This window comes from Vibrio sp. J2-4 (genome assembly GCF_021728155.1).
Lineage (GTDB): Bacteria > Pseudomonadota > Gammaproteobacteria > Enterobacterales > Vibrionaceae > Vibrio > Vibrio diabolicus.
In genome coordinates this window covers 705,288-726,148 of record NZ_JAKKCN010000001.1, presented here as the reverse complement: position 1 = coordinate 726,148, position 20,861 = coordinate 705,288, and the positions used below count along the sequence as shown (strand labels likewise).

General features: G+C 44.2%; 15 protein-coding genes. 7 read left to right on the top strand and 8 right to left on the bottom strand.

Features of this window, described 5'->3' with window-relative positions:
* Positions 1 to 327 precede the first annotated feature (327 nt).
* The 5 genes from L3V32_RS03275 to L3V32_RS03255 all read left to right on the top strand — a co-directional run bounded on the left by L3V32_RS03275 (position 328) and on the right by L3V32_RS03255 (position 6,037).
* Positions 328 to 1,248, top strand: a complete 921-nt coding sequence (locus L3V32_RS03275) for an HDOD domain-containing protein (RefSeq protein ID WP_048626253.1) — start codon at positions 328 to 330, stop codon at positions 1,246 to 1,248.
* 152 nt (positions 1,249 to 1,400) lie between these two features.
* Positions 1,401 to 2,306, top strand: coding sequence for a lysine exporter LysO family protein (locus tag L3V32_RS03270; RefSeq protein ID WP_237283797.1), 906 nt, complete (start codon positions 1,401 to 1,403; stop codon positions 2,304 to 2,306).
* Between the two features lie 206 nt (positions 2,307 to 2,512).
* The gene (locus L3V32_RS03265) at positions 2,513 to 3,025 is read left to right on the top strand and encodes a hypothetical protein (RefSeq protein WP_012841922.1); all 513 of its coding nucleotides are present in this window, start codon (positions 2,513 to 2,515) and stop codon (positions 3,023 to 3,025) included.
* 199 nt (positions 3,026 to 3,224) lie between these two features.
* Entirely contained in the window at positions 3,225 to 4,871 is a 1,647-nt protein-coding gene (gene panP, locus L3V32_RS03260) for a pyridoxal-dependent aspartate 1-decarboxylase PanP (RefSeq protein WP_006742621.1), read from the top strand.
* Positions 4,872 to 5,182: 311 nt separating this feature from the next.
* Entirely contained in the window at positions 5,183 to 6,037 is an 855-nt protein-coding gene (locus tag L3V32_RS03255) for a MurR/RpiR family transcriptional regulator (protein ID WP_005378021.1), read from the top strand.
* A 77-nt stretch (positions 6,038 to 6,114) separates the two neighbouring features.
* Here L3V32_RS03255 and L3V32_RS03250 read toward each other — a convergent pair whose 3' ends face one another.
* The gene (locus tag L3V32_RS03250; protein WP_005393219.1) at positions 6,115 to 7,359 is read right to left on the bottom strand and encodes an iron-containing alcohol dehydrogenase; all 1,245 of its coding nucleotides are present in this window, start codon (positions 7,357 to 7,359) and stop codon (positions 6,115 to 6,117) included.
* 377 nt (positions 7,360 to 7,736) lie between these two features.
* Between L3V32_RS03250 and L3V32_RS03245 the strand changes: the two genes are divergently transcribed.
* Together L3V32_RS03245 and L3V32_RS03240 are read left to right on the top strand one after the other, a co-directional pair.
* Positions 7,737 to 8,003: a GrxA family glutaredoxin gene (locus tag L3V32_RS03245; protein ID WP_005378026.1), complete on the top strand. Its 267-nt coding sequence runs from the start codon at positions 7,737 to 7,739 to the stop codon at positions 8,001 to 8,003.
* A gap of 174 nt (positions 8,004 to 8,177) precedes the next feature.
* Positions 8,178 to 9,860 carry an aspartate:alanine antiporter gene (locus L3V32_RS03240; RefSeq protein ID WP_006742623.1) on the top strand — a complete coding sequence of 561 codons (1,683 nt, stop codon included), beginning with the start codon at positions 8,178 to 8,180 and terminating at the stop codon, positions 9,858 to 9,860.
* A gap of 76 nt (positions 9,861 to 9,936) precedes the next feature.
* Here L3V32_RS03240 and fabV read toward each other — a convergent pair whose 3' ends face one another.
* The 7 genes from fabV to L3V32_RS03205 form a co-directional block, all read right to left on the bottom strand.
* On the bottom strand, positions 9,937 to 11,139 hold the full coding sequence (fabV, locus tag L3V32_RS03235) for an enoyl-ACP reductase FabV (RefSeq protein ID WP_237283796.1): 1,203 nt from the start codon (positions 11,137 to 11,139) through the stop codon (positions 9,937 to 9,939).
* A gap of 174 nt (positions 11,140 to 11,313) precedes the next feature.
* A complete protein-coding gene (locus tag L3V32_RS03230) occupies positions 11,314 to 13,596 on the bottom strand; it encodes an acyl-CoA dehydrogenase (RefSeq protein WP_237283795.1) in 2,283 nt (760 codons plus the stop codon).
* A gap of 62 nt (positions 13,597 to 13,658) precedes the next feature.
* On the bottom strand, positions 13,659 to 14,303 hold the full coding sequence (locus tag L3V32_RS03225) for a TetR/AcrR family transcriptional regulator (RefSeq protein WP_005393225.1): 645 nt from the start codon (positions 14,301 to 14,303) through the stop codon (positions 13,659 to 13,661).
* Between the two features lie 725 nt (positions 14,304 to 15,028).
* A complete protein-coding gene (nhaA, locus tag L3V32_RS03220; RefSeq protein ID WP_006742626.1) occupies positions 15,029 to 16,180 on the bottom strand; it encodes a Na+/H+ antiporter NhaA in 1,152 nt (383 codons plus the stop codon).
* Between the two features lie 329 nt (positions 16,181 to 16,509).
* Complete coding sequence (locus tag L3V32_RS03215) at positions 16,510 to 17,634, bottom strand: lipocalin-like domain-containing protein (RefSeq protein WP_237283794.1); 1,125 nt, start codon at positions 17,632 to 17,634, stop codon at positions 16,510 to 16,512.
* Complete coding sequence (locus L3V32_RS03210) at positions 17,634 to 20,087, bottom strand: ABC transporter permease (RefSeq protein WP_005393229.1); 2,454 nt, start codon at positions 20,085 to 20,087, stop codon at positions 17,634 to 17,636. The genes L3V32_RS03215 and L3V32_RS03210 overlap by 1 nt, the downstream gene beginning before the upstream one ends.
* Complete coding sequence (locus L3V32_RS03205; protein WP_005393230.1) at positions 20,068 to 20,739, bottom strand: ABC transporter ATP-binding protein; 672 nt, start codon at positions 20,737 to 20,739, stop codon at positions 20,068 to 20,070. Before L3V32_RS03205 ends, L3V32_RS03210 begins: the two co-directional genes overlap by 20 nt.
* Positions 20,740 to 20,861 lie beyond the last annotated feature (122 nt).

The following is a 20,861-nucleotide window of genomic DNA, read 5'->3' as shown; positions in this document are numbered from 1 at the left end:
ACCAGATAAACAGCAGCTTATAGCGAATTATAAATGTCGATTTGTTGGCGATATTTTTGTGAGTTGTGCTCACCAACTTGCTTAATCATACTTAACGTTGAAAAATAAGTTAGGACATAGGTCACATATAAAAAAGTATATATTCTGCATACGTGATTAGTTTCACACTTATTATTCATGTGGTGATATTTTTTTGACGCACGGCATGCCCAAAACACGCCATCATTATGATCTCGCTGGCAATTACGAGCACGTGATACGCATTTAATTGATAAAGAATACGCTGTAAGGGTACACTGTACGAAAGATCTCAAGTACAGCGTCACAATGGAACATTTATCATTTTTTTGGCTGCCAAATAATAAAGATAAGCTTATAAACGCACTGGAATCCGAGTTTGCTCAGCTGGTAGAACAGTCCATCTCAACGGGTAAGATTTCATTACCCCCTATTCCTGATGTCGTGCTTAAAATTCAGCAGTTATGTGTCGAAGAACACACCACTATTTCAGATGTTGCTAACTGTTTGTTAGAAGATCCCGGCTTGGCGGCGGTCGTTCTGCGAGTAGCAAACTCTGTAATTTTCAATCGCAGAAACATTACCTGCAACGACTTAACTACCGCAGTATCTCGCCTTGGTATACTGCGCGTGCGTGATATTGTTACCGCACAAGCGATTGAACAACTTAAACATTCAGTAAATTTAACCAAAGAATGTAATGCCATCTTGGTGAAAAGTGCAGCGGTATCCCGAGAACTCGGTGCCGTCATGGTGATATTGGTTCAATCGTTTCGTAAACACGAGCCAGGTACTTATGGGCACTTGGAGCAAGAAAAAGCATTGCTGGTTGGTCTGCTAGCCGATATCGGTTTGTTTTGTCTAATTAACGAGTACCACCTGTACTTAGATAGAGGCAATTACCTAGATCCTGAAATTGCGTTGCAAATCTTCCAAACTCGTTGTTCAGCAACAAGCAAACTGGTGCTCGAGCGCTGGGGATTTGACAATGACTTTAGAGAGGTCTCCTCAAACGAGAAGTACGAGCAAACGCGACCGGAAGTGAGTTATTTAGACATTGCAAGAATCGCGCATCACCTATTGATGTTCCGCAATCATGATGAACGCATTGATGAACACGAAGTTGAATTCAACTTAACAGGTGCAGAGGTCTTGTATGAACTCAGCAATATGAGTGATACTGACTTCAATGACCAAATACGTGCAGTACTAAGTGCTAGCGGCTTGTAATTTATCGTTTTCTCACACCTATTTCGCGATAAACGATTCGCTCAAGGCTGAGCAGCGTTTGGTATTTGGTGAAATATCTCTCTAATTTCAACCGATAAATAATTTGATTTATGTGTGTTGGTATTATCTCAAAAAAGGAATCATAGAGCTTTATGTTCTCAGGGATGCTATTTATTTTCGCTCCACTTGTTGTGGGGTATCTAATTCCTATATCTCGAGCCTCGTTACTGGAGAAGATCAATCAATCAACGTCCTACCTTATTTACGTCATTTTGTCGTTGATGGGACTTAGCCTAGCAGCGCTCGATAACTTAAGTAGCAACTTACAGAGTATTCTCCTCTATGCGAGTACTTTCTTTTTATGTTTAAGTACCTGTAATCTGTTGGCGCTGCCTATTATCGATAGGATTATTCCTCTCCAGACCAATCAGAATCAAAAGAAGCTGCCACTATCCTCGATGGCTTTAGAATCAGTAAAGCTGATTGTTGTCGTTGGTGGCGGGCTAGTAGTTGGTCTGCTGTTACCCATCGATTTAAGTTGGGTGGATACAGCGAGCGAATGGATACTCTTCCTGCTCCTATTTTTTATTGGTATTCAGCTTCGCAATAGTGGTCTTACTCTTCGCCAAATTCTATTAAATAAACAGGGTATGGCCATTGCGGCAGTTGTGATCGCAACATGTATGCTTGGTGGCGTTATTGCAGCGATACTTTTGGACCTTCCTCTCTATAAAGCCCTCGCGATGGCTTCAGGCTTTGGCTGGTATTCACTCGCAGGAATTTTGATGGGAGACGCTTTTGGCCCCGTGTTTGGGGGAGCATCTTTCCTGATCGAATTGATGAGAGAGCTGGTCGCGCTGGTAGCCATTCCTCTCTTTATTCGCAGCTATCCGTGCACAGCAATTGGTTATGCGGGGGCAACAGCGATGGACTTTACACTACCTGTCATTCAGACTACAGGTGGTGTGCGTTGTGTCCCAGTCGCCATCGTTAGTGGGTTTATTTTGAGTTTACTGGTACCAGTTATGATGCTTTTCTTTGTATCACTTGCTAGCTAGATCTCAGGTTTTCGCTTTAACATCCATTACAATACGGCAAAAATTCAAATACCCAGTTAACGTCAAAGTGATCAAGATTTTGGCAATAATCCGCTTTCTTTTTATCAATTAGCCCAATGATTTATCACGACTAAAGAGAAAGAAGGGTGAAACATCAACTTATGTGCCTTGCGTTAATAAAGGGATAACAACCAGAAGGAAGAAGAATGAAACGCTTTGTCGTTGCAGCGCTCCTCGCTACAAGCTCAACTTTTACGTTTGCCGCAGATCAACAATGTCTTGCAAGCAAATACGACGGCTATGTTGATGCCTCACTACAGTGGTATCAAGATCTTGTTGATTTGACGGTTACACAGTATCCAGATCTAAAAGAAGTTAGCCAGTGGTTCTTGGACGGCCGTAAACATCACTTTGAATTAAACCGTGAAGCAGTTCACTATTTTCTAGAGAACGATCCTAGCCGTGTTGCAACAGAACAGCCAATCGAAGCATGGCTAAAATTAGAACAACACGACGTTAAGCAGCTAGCAAGCCGAAGTGATAAGTTAGGTGAAGTTGCAAAACAAACGTTTAGTGACCGTCAATCGACTAACCACCCCAAAAACTACGAGCTTCGTTCAGCATTCGCCGACCTGCTTAGCCATCCACAACAAATTGATACCGCGCTTAATAAGTACAATCAGTCAATAGAGAAGATTGAAAAGCAGAAGTGTGATTAATTAATCGTTGGGGATGCTCGAAAACACCGAGTGTTTTAACACATTAAAATCAACGATTTTTTAATGCGAAGATTGTAACCCTCACCTAAAATTTTCATTTCAGCAACATGGGTTTCAACAATTAAAACGGGACTTTGCGCCCGTTTTAGTTTAGATTGTGCCGCTCGCATTACCAAAATAACTACAAAGATTCTTTGCTATGGTTAAGGAACAAAAAACCGCTGACGTTAGCTTTGAGAGCTTGCTAAAGATCTTCACTGTCCCAGAAGGTCCTGACTCAACGTTAACCAAAATTGACGAGAGCCTCTCGCGAAATCTAAATCAATTTCTTCGTGAACACATCGTGGCAGAAGAAAAGCCTTTACGCGAAATCGAAAAAGACTTTTCTTCTGCTCAGATTCCTGAGCAGCCAGAGTTCGTGTCAGATCATACAGAACACTTACTCGACACTTTGGTGTCGCACTCCGTTCACACTTCTTCACCAAGCTTCATTGGTCATATGACATCGGCGCTGCCTTATTTCTTGATGCCACTGTCAAAGATCATGATCGCCTTAAACCAAAACCTGGTAAAGATAGAGACTTCTAAAGCCTTTACCCCGCTTGAACGTCAAGTTTTGGGCATGCTACATCGCTTGATCTATGGTCAGAGCGATACGTTTTACGATCAGTGGATGCATAGCGCAAACCACTCATTGGGCGCATTTTGCTCCGGCGGTACCATTGCCAATATCACTGCACTTTGGGTAGCACGTAACAAGGCGTTAAGAGCCAATGGTTCATTTAAAGGCGTTGAGAAAGAAGGCCTATTTAAAGCCATGAAGCATTATGGCTACGATGGCTTAGCGGTATTGGTGTCTGAGCGTGGTCACTACTCCCTTAAGAAAGCAGCCGATGTACTAGGTCTAGGTCAAGAAGGCTTGGTTGCGGTTAAAACAGATGCCAACAACCGTATTATTGTCGACGACCTTAAAGCGAAAATTGTTGAACTAGAGAAACAAAACATCAAGCCTATTGCTGTTATTGGTGTAGCTGGTACAACAGAGACAGGTAATGTCGACCCGCTACCTGAAATCGCAGAAGTCTGCCAAGCTCACGGTTGTCATTTCCATGTGGATGCCGCATGGGGTGGCGCAACACTTATGTCTAATCACCACCGTCACCTTCTTAACGGTGTGGAAATGGCAGACTCAGTAACCATTGATGCGCACAAGCAACTCTACATCCCGATGGGCGCTGGTATGGTTCTGTTCAAAGACCCTGACGCAATGAAATCCATAGAGCATCACGCTCAATATATCTTGCGTAAAGGCTCAAAAGACCTAGGCAGCCATACATTAGAAGGCTCTCGTTCGGGCATGGCAATGTTAGTCTATGCCGCAATGCACATCATCAGCCGCCCTGGCTATGAGCTGCTGATAGACCAAAGCATTGAAAAAGCTCGCTACTTTGCGGATTTAATCAAGCAGCAAGATGATTTCGAATTGGTTTCTGAACCAGAGCTTTGTCTGCTCACATACCGCTACTTGCCGCCATTCATCCGTGAGGCATTAGCAAAAGCGGAAGGTTCACAAAAAGAACAACTGAATGAACTGATTAATGAATTAACACAGTTTATTCAAAAGCGTCAGCGTGAAACGGGCAAATCGTTTGTTTCACGTACAAGACTGAACCCAGACCAATGGCAGCGCATGAACACGATTGTGTTCCGAGTGGTTTTGGCGAATCCGCTGACGACCAAAGAAATTTTGAGTTCGGTGCTTGATGAACAGCGTGAAATCGCCAAGCAAGCACCAAATTTGATGGAAAGAATTCAGCAGGTGGTCACTGATATCCAATCGTCTTAATGGCCCGAAAGAGTTACATCAATTTGAAATTTTTTTTCGTTTTGATGTAACTCAAACATCATTCTCGTGCGACTGGCGCAACAAAACATCGATTACACATCCAATTCTGTAGTTTTTACAACATTTTGTTTGAGGCCTGTCAAATTCTCACTAAATAGTATCCGTTATTGGTTTAGACTGATTGAAGATCAGGTTTATACTGATTCTATGGCGCTGGTTGTTTTCGTTAACGCCCCACTCTACTCTGGAATCTTCGTGTTTCCTTTCGTTAACAGAGCCAGCGAGTTGTTCTCTATACCCTCGTGAACACTATGAATACATTAGAAAAAATTCAAAAAAACCTGGAGAATTTCAGTAAGTCAGAGCGCAAAGTTGCGGAAGTAATTATGGCGTCTCCACAAACTGCAATTCATTCAAGCATTGCAACGTTGGCTAAAATGGCTGATGTTAGTGAGCCCACTGTAAACCGCTTCTGTCGTCGTCTGGACACCAAGGGCTTTCCAGATTTTAAGCTTCACTTGGCACAGAGCCTAGCCAACGGTACCCCTTACGTTAACCGTAACGTGGAAGAAGACGATGGCCCAGACGCGTACACCCATAAGATTTTCGAATCGACCATGGCGTGTTTAGATGTCGCGAAAAACAGCCTAGATCCAATGCAAGTGAACCGTGCGGTCGATTTGCTAACGCAAGCGAAACGCATTTCATTCTTTGGCCTTGGTGCATCATCTTCTGTAGCCCGAGACGCACAAAACAAGTTTATTCGCTTTAATATTCCAATTACTTGTTTTGAAGACATTGTCATGCAGCGTATGAGTTGTATTAACTGCAGTGATAATGATGTTGTGGTTCTTATTTCTCACACAGGTCGAACAAAGAGTCAGGTCGAAATAGCAAACCTTGCTCGTGAAAACGGCGCGACGGTCATTGCGATTACAGCAAAGGACTCACCGCTAGAAAAGGCAAGTTCACTCGCTATTACGCTTGATATTCCTGAAGATACCGACGTTTATATGCCAATGGCGAGTCGAGTTGTACAGATGACGGTGATTGATGTACTGGCAACTGGCTTCACACTTCGCCGTGGTACAGGTTTCCGAGAGAACCTAAAACGCGTAAAAGATGCGTTGAAAGACAGTCGCTATGACAAGCTAAGTCAGTACTAAGTCCTGCTGTTTAGTGAAAGATTTAATAAAGGGGAGCTCAACGTTCCCCTTTTTTCAATGTGCTTTAGATCAATACATCAACCCAAGTCGTTCACACTCGATAAGTCCGTTCTCGATTCAAGCACTTCTACAGAGCTCACGTGTTGTGTGCTCTCTGCCACACACTCTCCACTGCAATCACAGACTTGCTGCAATATGTATATCAAACGTTCCTGATTAAGGGGTAGCGGGTTGCCTTTGATCGCCATCGACTTAAGCGCATCGTTCGCCACTTGTTCAAAAGAAGTTTGGCATACTCCGAATTGGCCAAGTAACGGCAACGCTAACTTATCTAACACCATATTTACCCAAAGAACCCCATCGTGCTCATTCGCGTTCGCACGATCGGTAACCAATTGGGCAAGTTTACGATAACGACTTATCACATCATTCCTGCCAGCGAGCTTCGCGGCATTAATATTTTCCTGCATCACGTGCGGTGCAAGACGCGCCGTGATCACGCTGTGGGGAGCATCTAACTTACCTCCTAACGCCGACGCAAGCCCATGCGCAGCACCTAATTTGGCATTAGTAATGGCCATGCCACCGAGCAACGCAGCGAACGATAAATCCGACCGAGCCTTATGATTATCTTGCTTACAAGCAGCAATCACTGAACGGCTTAAACGACGAAGTCCCTCTTCGCACACCATATCTGTAAGAGGGTTTGGCTCACCACACACATACGCTTCCATCAAATGAGTGAACGCATCCATCGCGCCACGCCCGGATGTGTATTGATCGGTTCCATAAGTGAGCGTCGGATCTACAATGGCAACGTCTGCCAGCATATCAGGGCTTCGAAGACTCACTTTCACTTTATCTTGTCCAGACTTCAACACCGCATTTCGAGTCACCTCTGAGCCCGTGCTTGCTGTCGTAGGAATTGCAATAAAATGAAGAGGTTTTGCCTTCAATGGTACGTTTCTTCCTACCACTTCGACGTAATCGTAAACATTGCCTTGATTAGGAATAATAGCGGCTAGGGCTTTACCCATATCGATGACACTGCCACCGCCAATAGCAATCACCATATCAGGCTGGAATTTTCTACCGAGTACCGCGGTCTCTTCTACCATTGTGATATAAGGTTCGCCATTGATTGCTACGTGTTGGTAACGCATATTTTGAGCTTTAAGGTAGTTAATGATGGGCGTGGCTCGTTGGGTGTCCTTCCCAGTTACCAGCAAAACACTGTAGCCAAATTGGTTGATAACGGATAATGAAGACTGAAGTGCACCTTCACCAAATATAATCCTTGTTGCAGTCATAAACTGAAACATACACATCCTCCCAAAATAATATACCCAAATAACCTCTTGCCCTCTGATTTAACACTTATGTAAGAGTTGAAGTCATTTTCGTATAGCCAGATTAGATTGCTATGTTTTTGAATAAAAAAAATTGACCAATTCCACCTTGCCATCATTAACCCCTTAAAATGTATGTTTTTTATGCGTCACTTCACATACTTTAGAGCCATAGAATAAGGGAGCGCGTTTAGTTTTTATTCGATAGATTTCACCTATAGAACCAAGAGGTAATTGCTGCTTTATTTCCGTATCTGGATCGGGCATAGTTGCTGCAACAAAAGAGAGCGCACTCAGCCGCTATGTTTTGTACGCTTTCAAAAAAGAATAGATTTAGGAGAAATAAGATTATGTTCGTTGTTATCTTTGGTCGCCCTGCATGTCCTTTCTGTGTTCGTGCAAAAGAACACGCAGAAACGCTAAAAGCGAAGCGTGACGACTTCAACTACCGTTACGTTGATATCCATGCTGAAGGTATTTCTAAAGCAGATCTTGAGAAAACAGTTGGTAAACCAGTTGAAACTGTTCCTCAAATCTTTATCGACCAAGAGCACATCGGTGGCTGCGACGAGTTCGAAGCATACGCGAAAGAGCACCTAGGTCTATTTGACGAATAATAAAGACAGTTTTTAAGAAAGCCGCTTCATGCGGCTTTTTTATTATTTTTCAGTTGGTTATTACCTTACGTCAACTAATGGTAAAACCTAAAAAAATTCACTTATCTTTTTGCTATATTTAGTTACAATTCGCAATTCTTAATCTTTTTGGCACACACTTTACCGAGCCACACAGTGAACATAGACGTCGTATACCTTCTTGAGCAAAACCCTATCCTTCTAATCTTCGTCGTATTAGCCATTGGCCTTGCCATCGGAAAAATCCGATTTGGCAAATTACAACTAGGCAACTCCATAGGCGTTCTAATTACCTCGTTGGTAATGGGTCACCTTGGCTTCTCATTCAATGCAGAAGCATTAACCATTGGCTTTATGCTGTTTATCTATTGCGTTGGCATTGAAGCTGGACCAAACTTTTTTGGCATATTCTTCAGAGATGGTAAGCATTACTTTATTTTAAGTATGACCGTTCTCGTGTCCGCAGTCAGCTTAACGTATGGCTTGAGCCACTATTTCGGCCTCGACTTTGGCTTGTCAGCCGGTATGATGGCCGGCGCGTTGACAGCAACACCAGTGCTAGTTGGAGCTCAAGATGCTCTTAACTCTGGCCTTGCGACTATACCGCGCAATATGGATTTTTCTTTGGTATTAGAAAATCTATCCGTGGGTTACGCGATGGCTTATCTGGTCGGCCTAATAAGCATGATCATGTTCGCGAAGCTATTGCCAAAACTGCAGAAGCAGAACCTGTCTGATTCTGCGCAGCAAATTGCTCAAGAACGTGGCCTTGGAAATTCAAGCCAAAGAAAAGTGTACTTACCGATTATTCGTGCTTACCGAGTCGGCCCAGAATTGATTGACTGGACTGACGGCAAGAACTTGCGTGAACTGGGCATTTATCGTCAAACTGGCTGCTACATTGAGCGAATCCGTCGTAACGGTATTCTCGCCCATCCAGATGGTGATGCGATTTTGCAAGAGGGAGATGAAATTGCACTGGTTGGCTTCCCTGACAGCCATGCTCGATTAGACCCTAGCTTCCGTAATGGTAAAGAAGTATTCGACCGTAACTTGCTTGATTTACGCATCGTTGAAGAAGAAATCGTCGTAAAAAGTGACGCTATCGCTGGTAAACGTTTATCGGATTTAAATTTGTCTGAGTTTGGCTGTTTCTTAAACCGCGTAGTTCGCGCTCAGATTGAAATGCCTATGGACTTAGACATTGTGCTCGCTAAAGGTGACGTCCTTCAGGTGAGCGGCGAGAAAAGCCGAGTACATGGACTCGCGGAAAAAATCGGTTTCATCTCGATCCACAGTCAAATGGCCGATTTACTCGCTTTTTGCAGCTTCTTTATTTTGGGTATTCTGTTTGGCCTCATCACGATGACATTCGGTCAGGTTTCGTTCAGCTTGGGTAACGCGGTAGGTCTTTTGTTATCTGGTATTACACTTGGTTTCTTACGAGCAAATCACCCTACTTTCGGCTATGTCCCGCAGGGGGCACTGAATATGGTCAAAGATTTGGGTTTGATGTTCTTTATGGTGGGAATAGGCCTAAGTGCAGGCGGAAAGATGTTCGAGCACTTGACTCAAGTTGGTCCAAAAGTGATTGGTTTAGCATTCATTGTTAGTGTTGTGCCTGTGGTACTGGCCTATTTAGTGGGCGCACACATACTCAAGATGAACCGTGCCCTGCTCTTCGGTGCCATTATTGGTGCCCGAACTTGTGCCCCAGCTATGGATGTCGTCAACGACTACGCTAAATCCACCATCCCAGCTCTTGGCTATGCGGGTACCTATGCGATTGCCAATATTCTGATGACGTTGGCTGGTACGATCCTGATAATATTAAGTTAATAACTTTGACTGATGAAAGCAAAAAAGGCGCTCAATGAGCGCCTTTTGTATATCGGTTGTCTAATCAGTCATTCGATTAGATTTGGATAAAATCAGCTTCAACCGCTGGATCTACATCCGCTTCGTAATCTACGCCTTCAACACCGAAACCAAATAGTTTCAAGAACTCTTCTTTGTACTCTACGTAGTCAGTCAGTTCTTTTAGGTTCTCAGTCGTAATTTGAGGCCATAGCTCACGACAGTGCTGCTGAATGTCGTCACGAAGTTCCCAGTCATCCAGACGTAGACGGTTCATCTCATCCACTTCTGCTGCGCTACCATCTTCTTTGTACAGACGTTGGCTGAACATACGGTAGATTTGTTCCATACAGCCTTCGTGTACGCCTTCTTCGCGCATTTTCTTGAATACCATTGCAATGTACAGTGGCATAACAGGAATTGCGGAACTTGCCTGAGTTACAACAGATTTAAGTACAGCAACATTTGCACTGCCGCCTGTCGCTGCTAACTTGTCGTTTAGCGCTTTCGCCGCACGATCTAGGTCCATTTTCGCTTTACCTAGTGCGCCATCCCAGTAGATTGGCCAAGTTAGCTCAGTACCAATGTAGCTGTACGCGACTGTCTTACAGCCTTCAGCAAGAACACCAGCATCAGACAGTGCATTGATCCAAAGCTCCCAGTCTTCACCGCCCATAACGGTTACTGTGTCTTTGATTTCTTCTTCTGTTGCAGGCTCAACACTTGCTTCGATGATCACATCTTTGTTGGTATCAACGGCAGTTGATGTGTAAGTTTCACCGATAGGCTTAAGCGCTGAACGAACTAACTCGCCAGTTTCTGGCATTTTACGTACTGGGGAAGCCAGTGAGTAAACCACCATATCGATCTGACCTAAATCTTCTTTGATCAGTTCGATAGTTTTCTGTTTCGCTTCATTTGAGAAAGCGTCGCCGTTTAGGCTTTTTGCGTACAGGCCTTCTTCACGCGCTAGCTTTTCAAAAGCAGCTGCATTGTAGAAACCTGCCGTACCTGGTTTCTTCTCAGTGCCTTCTTTTTCGAAGAAAACACCGATAGTTGATGCACCGCCACCAAATGCCGCAGCGATACGAGAAGATAGACCGTAGCCACTTGATGCACCGACAACAAGAACGCGCTTAGGTGCGTTTTTGATTGGGCCTTGCGCTTTAGTGTACGCAATTTGTTCTTTTACGTTAGCTTCACAACCAACAGGGTGCGTTGTAGTACAGATAAATCCACGAATTCTAGGTTTGATGATCATATTCAACTTCCTTTAAAAAACCTTGTTAGGATAAAAGTTTCGTCGGGATTTCGCATCTAATTTCTGTAAAAATGCTCTGAAAAGGCAAGTGGTTGGAGCACTATCCCAACATCCACTCTGCAAGAACACAAAAAAGCACCTCATTGAGGTGCTTTTCTTAGTATTAACGGTTTACTATGCCGCCGGGTTCAAATGCGACTTTTTTGGGCAATCGGTTCGTACTTCAGAAAAGTCATGACTAAAGTGGTCAACTTGAATCGCCTTGTAACGCAATTTGTCTGCCGCCATGATTTGGTCAATTTCTTGCTCAGTTAACACGCCAATTTCAAATGCTTGCTGCAGACGGTCGTGTAGCAGACCTTTACGAGCCACTTTCCCATCCTTCGCCGCCTTCATAAGCTTACGCTCTAAAGGTTTGATTTCGTACATTGCGAGGAAGGCTTTCTCCATTAAGCCTACGCTGTCGTCGTCGGATTTTCCGATGTAGCAAAGATGCGTGAGTCGATCGCGTTGTGTTCCTGGCGTCATCATCGCTTCCGCCAGATTCACACACAGTTCATCGCTTGGCTTATTAAAATGATTACCAAGTGGGAACAATAACCCTTTCAGCACACCGCCAACGTATTTCACAGGGAAGTTGGTATAAGCCTCATTTAATGACTTAGATGCGTTATACAAACAATGTTGAACGGCGTAGTGGACAAAATCTAGATCGCCTTGTTGACGTCCTTCATCTTCATACTTTTTCAGTGCGGCAGACGCCATATATAGATAACTTAAGCCATCACCCAGACGTGCGGAAATCATTTCTTTACGCTTCAAATCACCGCCTAGTGTTAACATCGCGAAGTCAGCACTAACAGCAAGCGCTCGGCTTAATCTTGTGATTTCTTTGTAGTACTGCTGTGTTGGGCCACTCATGTGTGCTTTGACAAACCGAGAACCAGTTAGCGCCGCGCCAAATGCACCAAATGTATTGCCTACCGCATGTTTGATGTGTTTAAAGAGCAAGTTGTCAAATTCTTTCGCCCCTTGTTCAGAATCTGGATTCGCCGCGGCTTCCATTTCTTTCAGTACATATGGGTGACAACGAGTCGCACCTTGACCAAAAATCATCAGGTTACGAGTCAGAATATTCGCGCCTTCAACAGTGATAGCAACTGGAATACCGAGATAATGTTTAGCAAGATAGTTCATTGGGCCATCTTGAATCGCACGACCCGCATGGATATCAAACGAATCATTTAGAATAGTACGCGCGATTTCCGTCATGTGGTACTTGGCAATCGCGGTTACGATCCCAGGTTTTTCTTTCATATCGAGAGAAGTCGTCGTCAGCGTACGTGTCGCTTCTAGTAGGTAAGTAAGACCACCAATGCGCCCCATTGCTTCTGCGACACCTTCAAACTTACCGATCGACATACCAAACTGTTTACGCACGTAAGCATAAGCACCGGTTGTACGTGTAGTAAGATGACCAATCGCTGTGCCAAGCGCTGGGAGAGAGATACCACGACCAGCAGAAAGACACTCAACCAGCATACGCCAACCTTTGCCTGCGTAATCAGCGCCACCGATCAACCAGTCCATAGGGATGAAGACATCTTCACCACGAGTCGGACCATTCATGAATGCAGAACCCAGAGGATCATGGCGCTCGCCTATCTCGACACCTTCATGGTCAGCGGGGATCAATGCACATGTGATTCCAACCTCTTTCTTATCACCAAGTAGCCCTTCTGGATCCTGTAGCTTAAATGCTAATCCGAGCACTGTCGCCACTGGCGCAAGTGTGATGTAGCGTTTATTCCAGCTAACTCGCACGCCAAGCACTTCTTTGCCTTCGTGAGTGCCATAACAAACTACGCCTTGATCTGGTATACCACCGGCGTCAGATCCCGCTTCGGGCCCTGTTAATGCAAAACAAGGAATGTCGGTACCATCAGCAAGACGAGGCAACCAGTAATCTTTTTGCTCTTGCGTACCATAGTGCGATAAAAGCTCACCTGGACCAAGAGAGTTCGGTACCATTACCGATACCGCAGTGCTGATGCTACGAGTCGCAATACGAGAAACAATGGTTGAGTTCGCTAAAGCGGAAAATTCACGACCACCATACGCTTTTGAAATGATCAGTGAGAAAAATCGCTCTTTACGTAAGTACTCCCATACTTCAGGCGGTAAATCCCTGTCTTCTTTGACAATCTTCTGGTCATCAAGCATTTCTAGAAGGGTTTCAAGCTCATTATCCATAAATGACTGCTCTTCTGCTGTCAGTGTCGGCGTTGGATAATGGTGCAATGTAGTGAAGTTAGGCTTGCCTGAAAATAGTTCGGCATCCCACCACACACTACCCGCTTCCATCGCCTCTTTCTCGGTGCTAGAGAGAGGTGGCAATACTTTTTTGAACACTTTAAAAGCTGGGTCACTAATCCATTTTCTTCGTAGAGAGCTCATAGTTCAGATCCTTTTGTTCACGTAACCGCTCTGGGCATAATTTTATTATTGGTTTAACTTTCTTATTTGTCTTGTGCCAACTGCTTCGCTGACATTCCTGCTGACAAATAAGGAATCAGTAAATCGACGACAGATTTCACATCGACTTCCTTTTCAAATTTACTTTCAGCAAGCTCCGAAAGAGCCTGGCTTGAAGCCATCGTAAATACGCAGGTACCTAGTGTGAAGTGCAGTCGCCAAAACAGCTGCTCCTCACATAGTTCCGGGTTTGCCTTCATTATCGAGAAGGTGAAGAGGTTAAGTACCTCTTCATATCGAGTGGTGATGAACCAACGCAGATGACCTTGTACGTCTGTGTAACCACGGCCAATTAACAACATGAATAATGCAGTACCATTGGGGCGCACATCATTTAATGTACGCAAAGGTAAACGCAATGATTCAAAGACGTCGTCCATGTCGTAGCTATCACGCGTGTTTAACTCGATTAGTGAGGTTTTAATGCTCGGCATGAGCGCTTCTAGGTATCTATCTAAAACCGCTCTAACTAGCGTTTTTTTATCGCCAAAGTGATAATTTACCGATGCTAAGTTGACGTTCGCTTTACCTGTTATCGTTCTTAGCGAAGTATCATTAAAACCATGTTCAGCAAAGAGTCCTTCTGCGACATCGAGTATTTTTTCTTTTGTTGATGTTCTCGGGGCCATTTTAATCACTCGTATTAAACAACTGTTTGAAAATATACTCCTGAAACTTTAGATTAACAAATGATTAACATCACACTTTCACCAATTGGTCTGACCAGAACTTAGAAGGTGTGATCTAATCTTTTGAATTTAAGTCTAATAAGCAAATGATGCTCGCCTGAAGAAAATGACCAAGTTTCGCAAACCATCGTATTTGAAACGCTAGCAATGTCGTTAGGCGGTCGGAGCAGGAGGTGCGAGTTTGAAATGCAATTTAAGTTTATAGCTACTATAGAAAAGAGGGCTATCGAGTTTCAAACCGCCATTAAGTTGGTTACGCTGTTCGCTTCTTCTCTTACCTCTTTACGATACAAGCGGGCAGAAAGAATTAAATCGAATTTTTTTGAAAAAAAATGGAACTGTTTGGAAAAGGCTCGGTCTGAATAAATGTAACAACTAGGGCATTTTAAGTTTCACTGGCCGTCAAACTTGTTTCCATCTAATTGTTACGTTGCTGCTTTTTTCTTATTAACTCCTATGTTTGTATCCGCCCAGTCAAATTTTCGGCTGGGCTTTTTTTCGCCTGCAGATCTGCCAACCTACCTTTTTCGATGATTCCGTTCATCTCCATGGGCTAGACATCCGCTTAATACGAAAGTGTCGCTATTAAGTCGCTGATGTACTGAACTATGGGTATAAAAAAGCCTCCCGATTGGGAGGCTTTACAAAATAGCGCATTTTTTATCTTACGCTTGTGCTTTCTTAGGCAAAGAAAAGTGCAGTAAGGCATAGCCAAGTAATGCTGCTGTCGTCGAACCCATTAAGATACCGAGTCGAGCATACGTATCAAATTCAGGACTTACATTTCCGAACGCTAAAGAGGAAATGAAGATAGACATTGTAAAGCCAATACCACACAACACAGATACCGCAAAGATATGCTTGAAGTTAACGCCTTCAGGTAACTTAGCAACGCCCATTTTTACCGCTGCCCAGCTAAAGGTAAAGATACCTAGAGGCTTACCAACCAGTAGACCCAAAGCAATACCGAGTGGCAGCATTGAAGTCAGACCTGACATCGATACGCCTTCTAACGAAATCCCTGCATTGGCAAATGCGAATAGAGGCAGAATACCAAATGCCACGTATGGGTGAAGCGCGTGCTCCATATGTTTAAGTGGAGAATGTTCGCCCTGCTTTCCCTTTAGTGGGATAGCAAAACCAATCACTACACCTGCCAATGTTGCGTGAACACCGGATTTAAGCACCGCGAACCATAAGATCGCACCGACGATCATGTATGGCGTAAGTTTTGTTACTTCCTTCGCATTCAACATGAATAGGACACCAGTCATGATGAAGCCAACAAGCAACGCCATGGTCGACAGGTCACCGGTGTAAAATAGCGCGATAATAACAACCACGCCCAAATCATCGATGATAGCAAGCGCTAGCAAGAACACTTTTAGGCTTACTGGTACACGCTTACCTAATAACGCCATGATACCTAAAGCAAAAGCGATATCTGTCGCCGCTGGAATTGCCCAACCAGAAATCGCCTCAGGATCGTTGGCATTAAAGGCTACGTAAATAAGAGCAGGAGCTAACATACCGCCAACCGCTGCAATCGCAGGGAAAATTGCGGTTTCTTTTGATTTTAACGCACCTTCAAGTAGCTCTCGCTTAACTTCAAGGCCAATGAGTAAGAAGAAAACAGCCATTAGGCCGTCATTAATCCAGTGAGAAACTGACATACCAAATACATAAGTATGCAGTACAGATTGATAAGTTTCGCCCAGCGGTGAGTTAGCAATGGTCATCGCAATTGCCGCGGCAATCACGAGAAGAATACCACCAGCTGATTCCATTTTGAAAAAGTCACGAATGACATCGTTCATGGTTTCGTCCTTATATTTATTATCTTAATAAACGATTAACAAAGAATGATAAGAGTGTATAGCGGTCGAAAACTTTAGAATAATCGCTTCTTCAGAGTATAAACTTCGATTTTTCCGATATGAAGTTTACTATACATCGTATTTTCCAACATAACACTCAATTTTGATCACAGCGTGTACTTGTTGCTATCGCGCCAAATGTTTATCAAGATTATGAGAAAATCAGCATAACATGGCATGTACTGTCATGATAACCCCATACTTTTGAGAAAAATTCAGGAAGTTTCATCCACTAAAAAACCACCCATTGGGGTGGTTTTTATCAGAATTTAATAACCAGTGAGCTGCATAAAGCCCCAAGCCTCGTTGGAGCCAGAAGCTAAGGTAGGACCTTCCCAATACGGTATAACAAAAGGAAGCCACATATCTGATTTGATAATACGAGTGGTCAAGTTAATTTGATGCTTTGGAATATTAATAATCCACTGCAAAGGCAGCCTTCTTCCATTTGATAAACTGGTCACTTGCATTGGTTTAATACGGATATCATCGTCTGAGAGATTGATGACTTTACCTGAGCGTGTGGACAAGGTGCCAAACACATGCGCTGTTTGTCCATGGTGGCGGTAGCGGCTGACTGTCAGTGCTCGACCATCATCTAAATTAAATACAAACCAATCCCAACCCTGTTGCCCTTCACCAATTAAGCCACTGCCCCACTCTTTCTGAGCCCAAGCAGAGCCAGCAACAGAGAAGCGTTTGCCATTAATGTTCAAACTCCCTTTCACCTTTAAAAATGGCGCACTAAAACTGAAAGAGGCAACAGATTGCAACGCATGTTTAACCTGAAAACCTTTGTCTCCATTCACGACAAAGGGGCCATTTGTCATAGTATTGAGATCTAAACCAAACGTATCGGTAGTCACATTCAAGTTACCAGGGAAAGGCGTTGCACCAAGTGAACGCCACGTCCAATTATCAATCCATAACCTGAAAGGACGATTAGTCATGCCAGCTTGGCCTATCCCGCCTCTCGCTACACGTTGCTCTTTCCAGACGTGCGAACCATGGCTAACGACAACATGTGAAATGTACAGTTGAGGGTTTTGCCATCCGCTGGTTTCTCTCTCGTCCGTCGCGACCCTGAAGTAACTCCATTGAACATTGTATATTTTCCCTTGTTCATCTTTCAGTTTCGCAAAGTAGTGCCACCATTCATGTTGGTACTCAGGATGAAAGCGAAAGTCTGACGGTAAAGAGACATGCTCGTCAGGTAATACAGGTTCGAAAATCGTTTGATTTTCACGCGTTAGAATAGAATTAAGCTCGCTTTCTTGTGTCGCTGTCGCTTCCAACCAAAAAGTTGAGTAAAAAACAGCCCCGGTCAAAAAGGCAAACGTAATAACAATGATCGTTGAAACTAACAAGCGTTTTTTAGAGCCCACTTTTTTCATTACAACGCGTCCCTTAATGACTTCATTGGCGTACTCTTAATCATTCTAATAACTGGCAATGCGCCAGCAATCATGATGGCAAGCATCGCCCAAGCAATAGTTTGAGCGTATTCCCAAGGGATCGTTTGAAGCTCCAGAGACCAGCCGAATGATTGCTTAATGATAATATCAACGATCAAGTGTGCAAGTGCCAGACCAAGTGGCACCGCAATAATCGCGGAAATGGCCCCGAAGACAAACAACTGCAAACCACCCAATGCGACAAGTTCCTTTCCGGATACACCCATACATCTCAGCAAAGAGAAGTGCCGCTGCCGCGACAGCTCGCCCGCCAATGTCGCGAAGAATAAGCCAAACACAGCAATAATCAGTGTGATGTTGCCCAAGGTTCCTGCAATAGCGAAGGTATGATCAAATACCCTCATTGCCTGACTATAAATATTACCATTATCAAACACACGGTCTTGCGGGAGGCGGAATACATTTTCTAAGCGATTTTTCAGCCCCTCCCCATTAACGCTATCTTTTAACACCACACCAAGGCCAACATTGCCCGTCCCTGCAAATGCATACAGCCAATTCCGGTGCGACATCATCACCTGGTTATACGGGTTTCCATAATCGTAATAAACACCAACGACTTGCCAGTCTCCACCCAGTGGTTCCTGCAAGTTAATGAAGTCTCCTGGGCGAATATCCAACTTCAAGGCCATCGATTCACTCACCATCAAGCTCTTGGTCGCGTGCAGTTGATACCAGTAATTCGGGACACCTAGTTTTACCGTCAGTGCATCTAGCTCACCTTCAGAAGAGCCTGTACTCACCACTTGCAAAGCACCATGTTCGGTTGGCATATCTTTTTCCCAACGCCACCAAACCGAGTTGACTTCTGGTTGGTTTTGCAGCCACGCACTCATCCGAGCTGCTGAGTTATTTGTCGGATAGATATAAATATCCGCTGCTAATCGCTGGCTGAGCCATTTATCGGTTGTATCCCTAAAACTGCCTACCATCGTTTCTACGCCGATATTTGCCGCCAGTGCCAACATAAACGCCATTGTTGCCACACCGCGATAACTCATGCTCGCAGCCGCATCGGCAAAAAACCAACGTACACGTACCCAACGCATGGTGTAAGAAAAGCTCTGGAACATATGCCACATAATAAATGGCATGAACAAGGCCACACTAACCAACATCAGCGCAATAATGGCAAAGCCAGTTTCTTGTGTTTTCGGTGCTTGATACACTGCGATTGCCGCGACACAAAACGCACACGCAGCAAGAGCCTGCCAAGAGAACTCACGCCCTGCAAATCGCATTAATGACAGTCGAGAAGATAGACGAATTGGCTGTGACTTCAACAAACGAATCAATGGCCACAAACACGATATTAATGCGCCCATCGCTGCCATGATCAGACTATATAAGCTGGACTGCCAAGACCACCCTATTGTTAAGCCTACGTTGGCATCGTACAAATCGCTCAGGCTCGATGAGACTGCAGGGATCAGCTCATTTGCCAAGATCAAACCAAAAAAGTTACCACACGCCCACGCAATAAAGACGAGCAACGACAACTCTAACAACAATGCTTGAGCCAACTGCGTTCCGTTGACCCCCGTCTGTCTCAAAATACCCACCAAACGTTGTCGCTGAATGAATGACAAAGACATCGCTTGATAAAAAATAAACAACCCGACCAAAAATGACAGCATCCCCATCGCGGTGAGGTTCATGTGGAATGCATTAGTTAACGACTCAAGCTCCGTGCGCGTATTCCTAACGAGCGTCATGCCATTGGGAAGCATATTTTTCAGCGCTATTAGCTTTTCCTCTGGCATTTCACCACAAGAAATCGCAGATAAACCTGAGCTCCGCTTGAGCATACGCAACAACGATATATCAGTAACCAGCCGAGTCCCTGAGAGCATTTTGTTTTTATCGACTTGAATCGGTCCGAGACGACTTCCGTCATTCATCTCAATAAAGTCCCCATCCTGCCAACTCATGTAAGCGGCCAAATCTTGACTAACTAGAATGGGATAAGGAGGTTTCATTAATGATAGAACGGGCATCTCACCCAAAGATTTGCCTTGCTGCAATGGAATCATCGCGACAGGATCAATCCCCACCAGCATCAAGCTCATATCGGTTTTAGCATCTAGATGTAGCACGTCAAACGGCGCACATTGGTTAAACCCAGCTCGACGCAACTGGATATAGAAACCTTGAGGGATTTTATTGGCAGAGTGTTTAGTTCGGATTCTGTATGGCAAAGGATTGGAGAAAAGCTTTTCTCCTGTCGCATAACTTTGTTTTGCATGCTGGTTGATAGAAGTAACACCAACAAGAAGGGACACGCCTAAGGTTAACCCTAGCCAGACAAGAATAATTTGTAGTGGGTAACGACGGTAATGACCGAGTAGTGCCTTAACTACGGGCCATAACATGCAGTTGCCCTCCTTGAAGTCGAATCTTACCTTCCATATGGGCCGCCACTTTTTCACTGTGTGTCACCAACAATAAAGTGCATTCCAGTTGGCGAGCGAGACTCGTCAATAAGCGCATTACCGCTTCTGCGTTTCGCTCGTCTAGGCTACCAGTTGGCTCATCAGCGAGTAGGATTTTAGGTTCCATATAGAGTGCACGAGCAATAGCAGCACGTTGTTGCTGACCACCAGATGCTTCTTCCGGGTAGCGCCCTAGCAGAGGCATTAAATCCAGAGCAGAAAGAATTTGACGCCACAACTCTTTATCTTCTGGCAAACCTTTTAACTGACGACAAAAACGAATATTGTCGGCAATATTGAGCGTAGGAAGCAGGTTGAACTGTTGGAAGATATTACCAATATTGTTGCGGCGATAAAGGGTTCTCAAATGCTCTGGCGCATCATGCATGGCAAAATTTGGAAACTGAACTTCACCAGAGTCTGCAGTATCCAGTCCGGCAATTAAGTTCAGCAAAGTACTTTTACCCGAACCACTTTCTCCCATCAGAGCGACTTGGTCACCTTGCTGTAATGTTAATTCTGCCCCTTGTAATACAGGGTGAAATTCTCCCCCGTCTACATAGCCTTTACATAGGTCTGACAGTTTTAACATTGATTATGCCGCTCGGATGGTATTTAAAAATTGGGATCAGAATCTACACTAAAATCCTGTTAGTAGAAAGTATTTTGAATGCTTGATCACACTATGAGAGTACAAATGCAACTCGATTCACT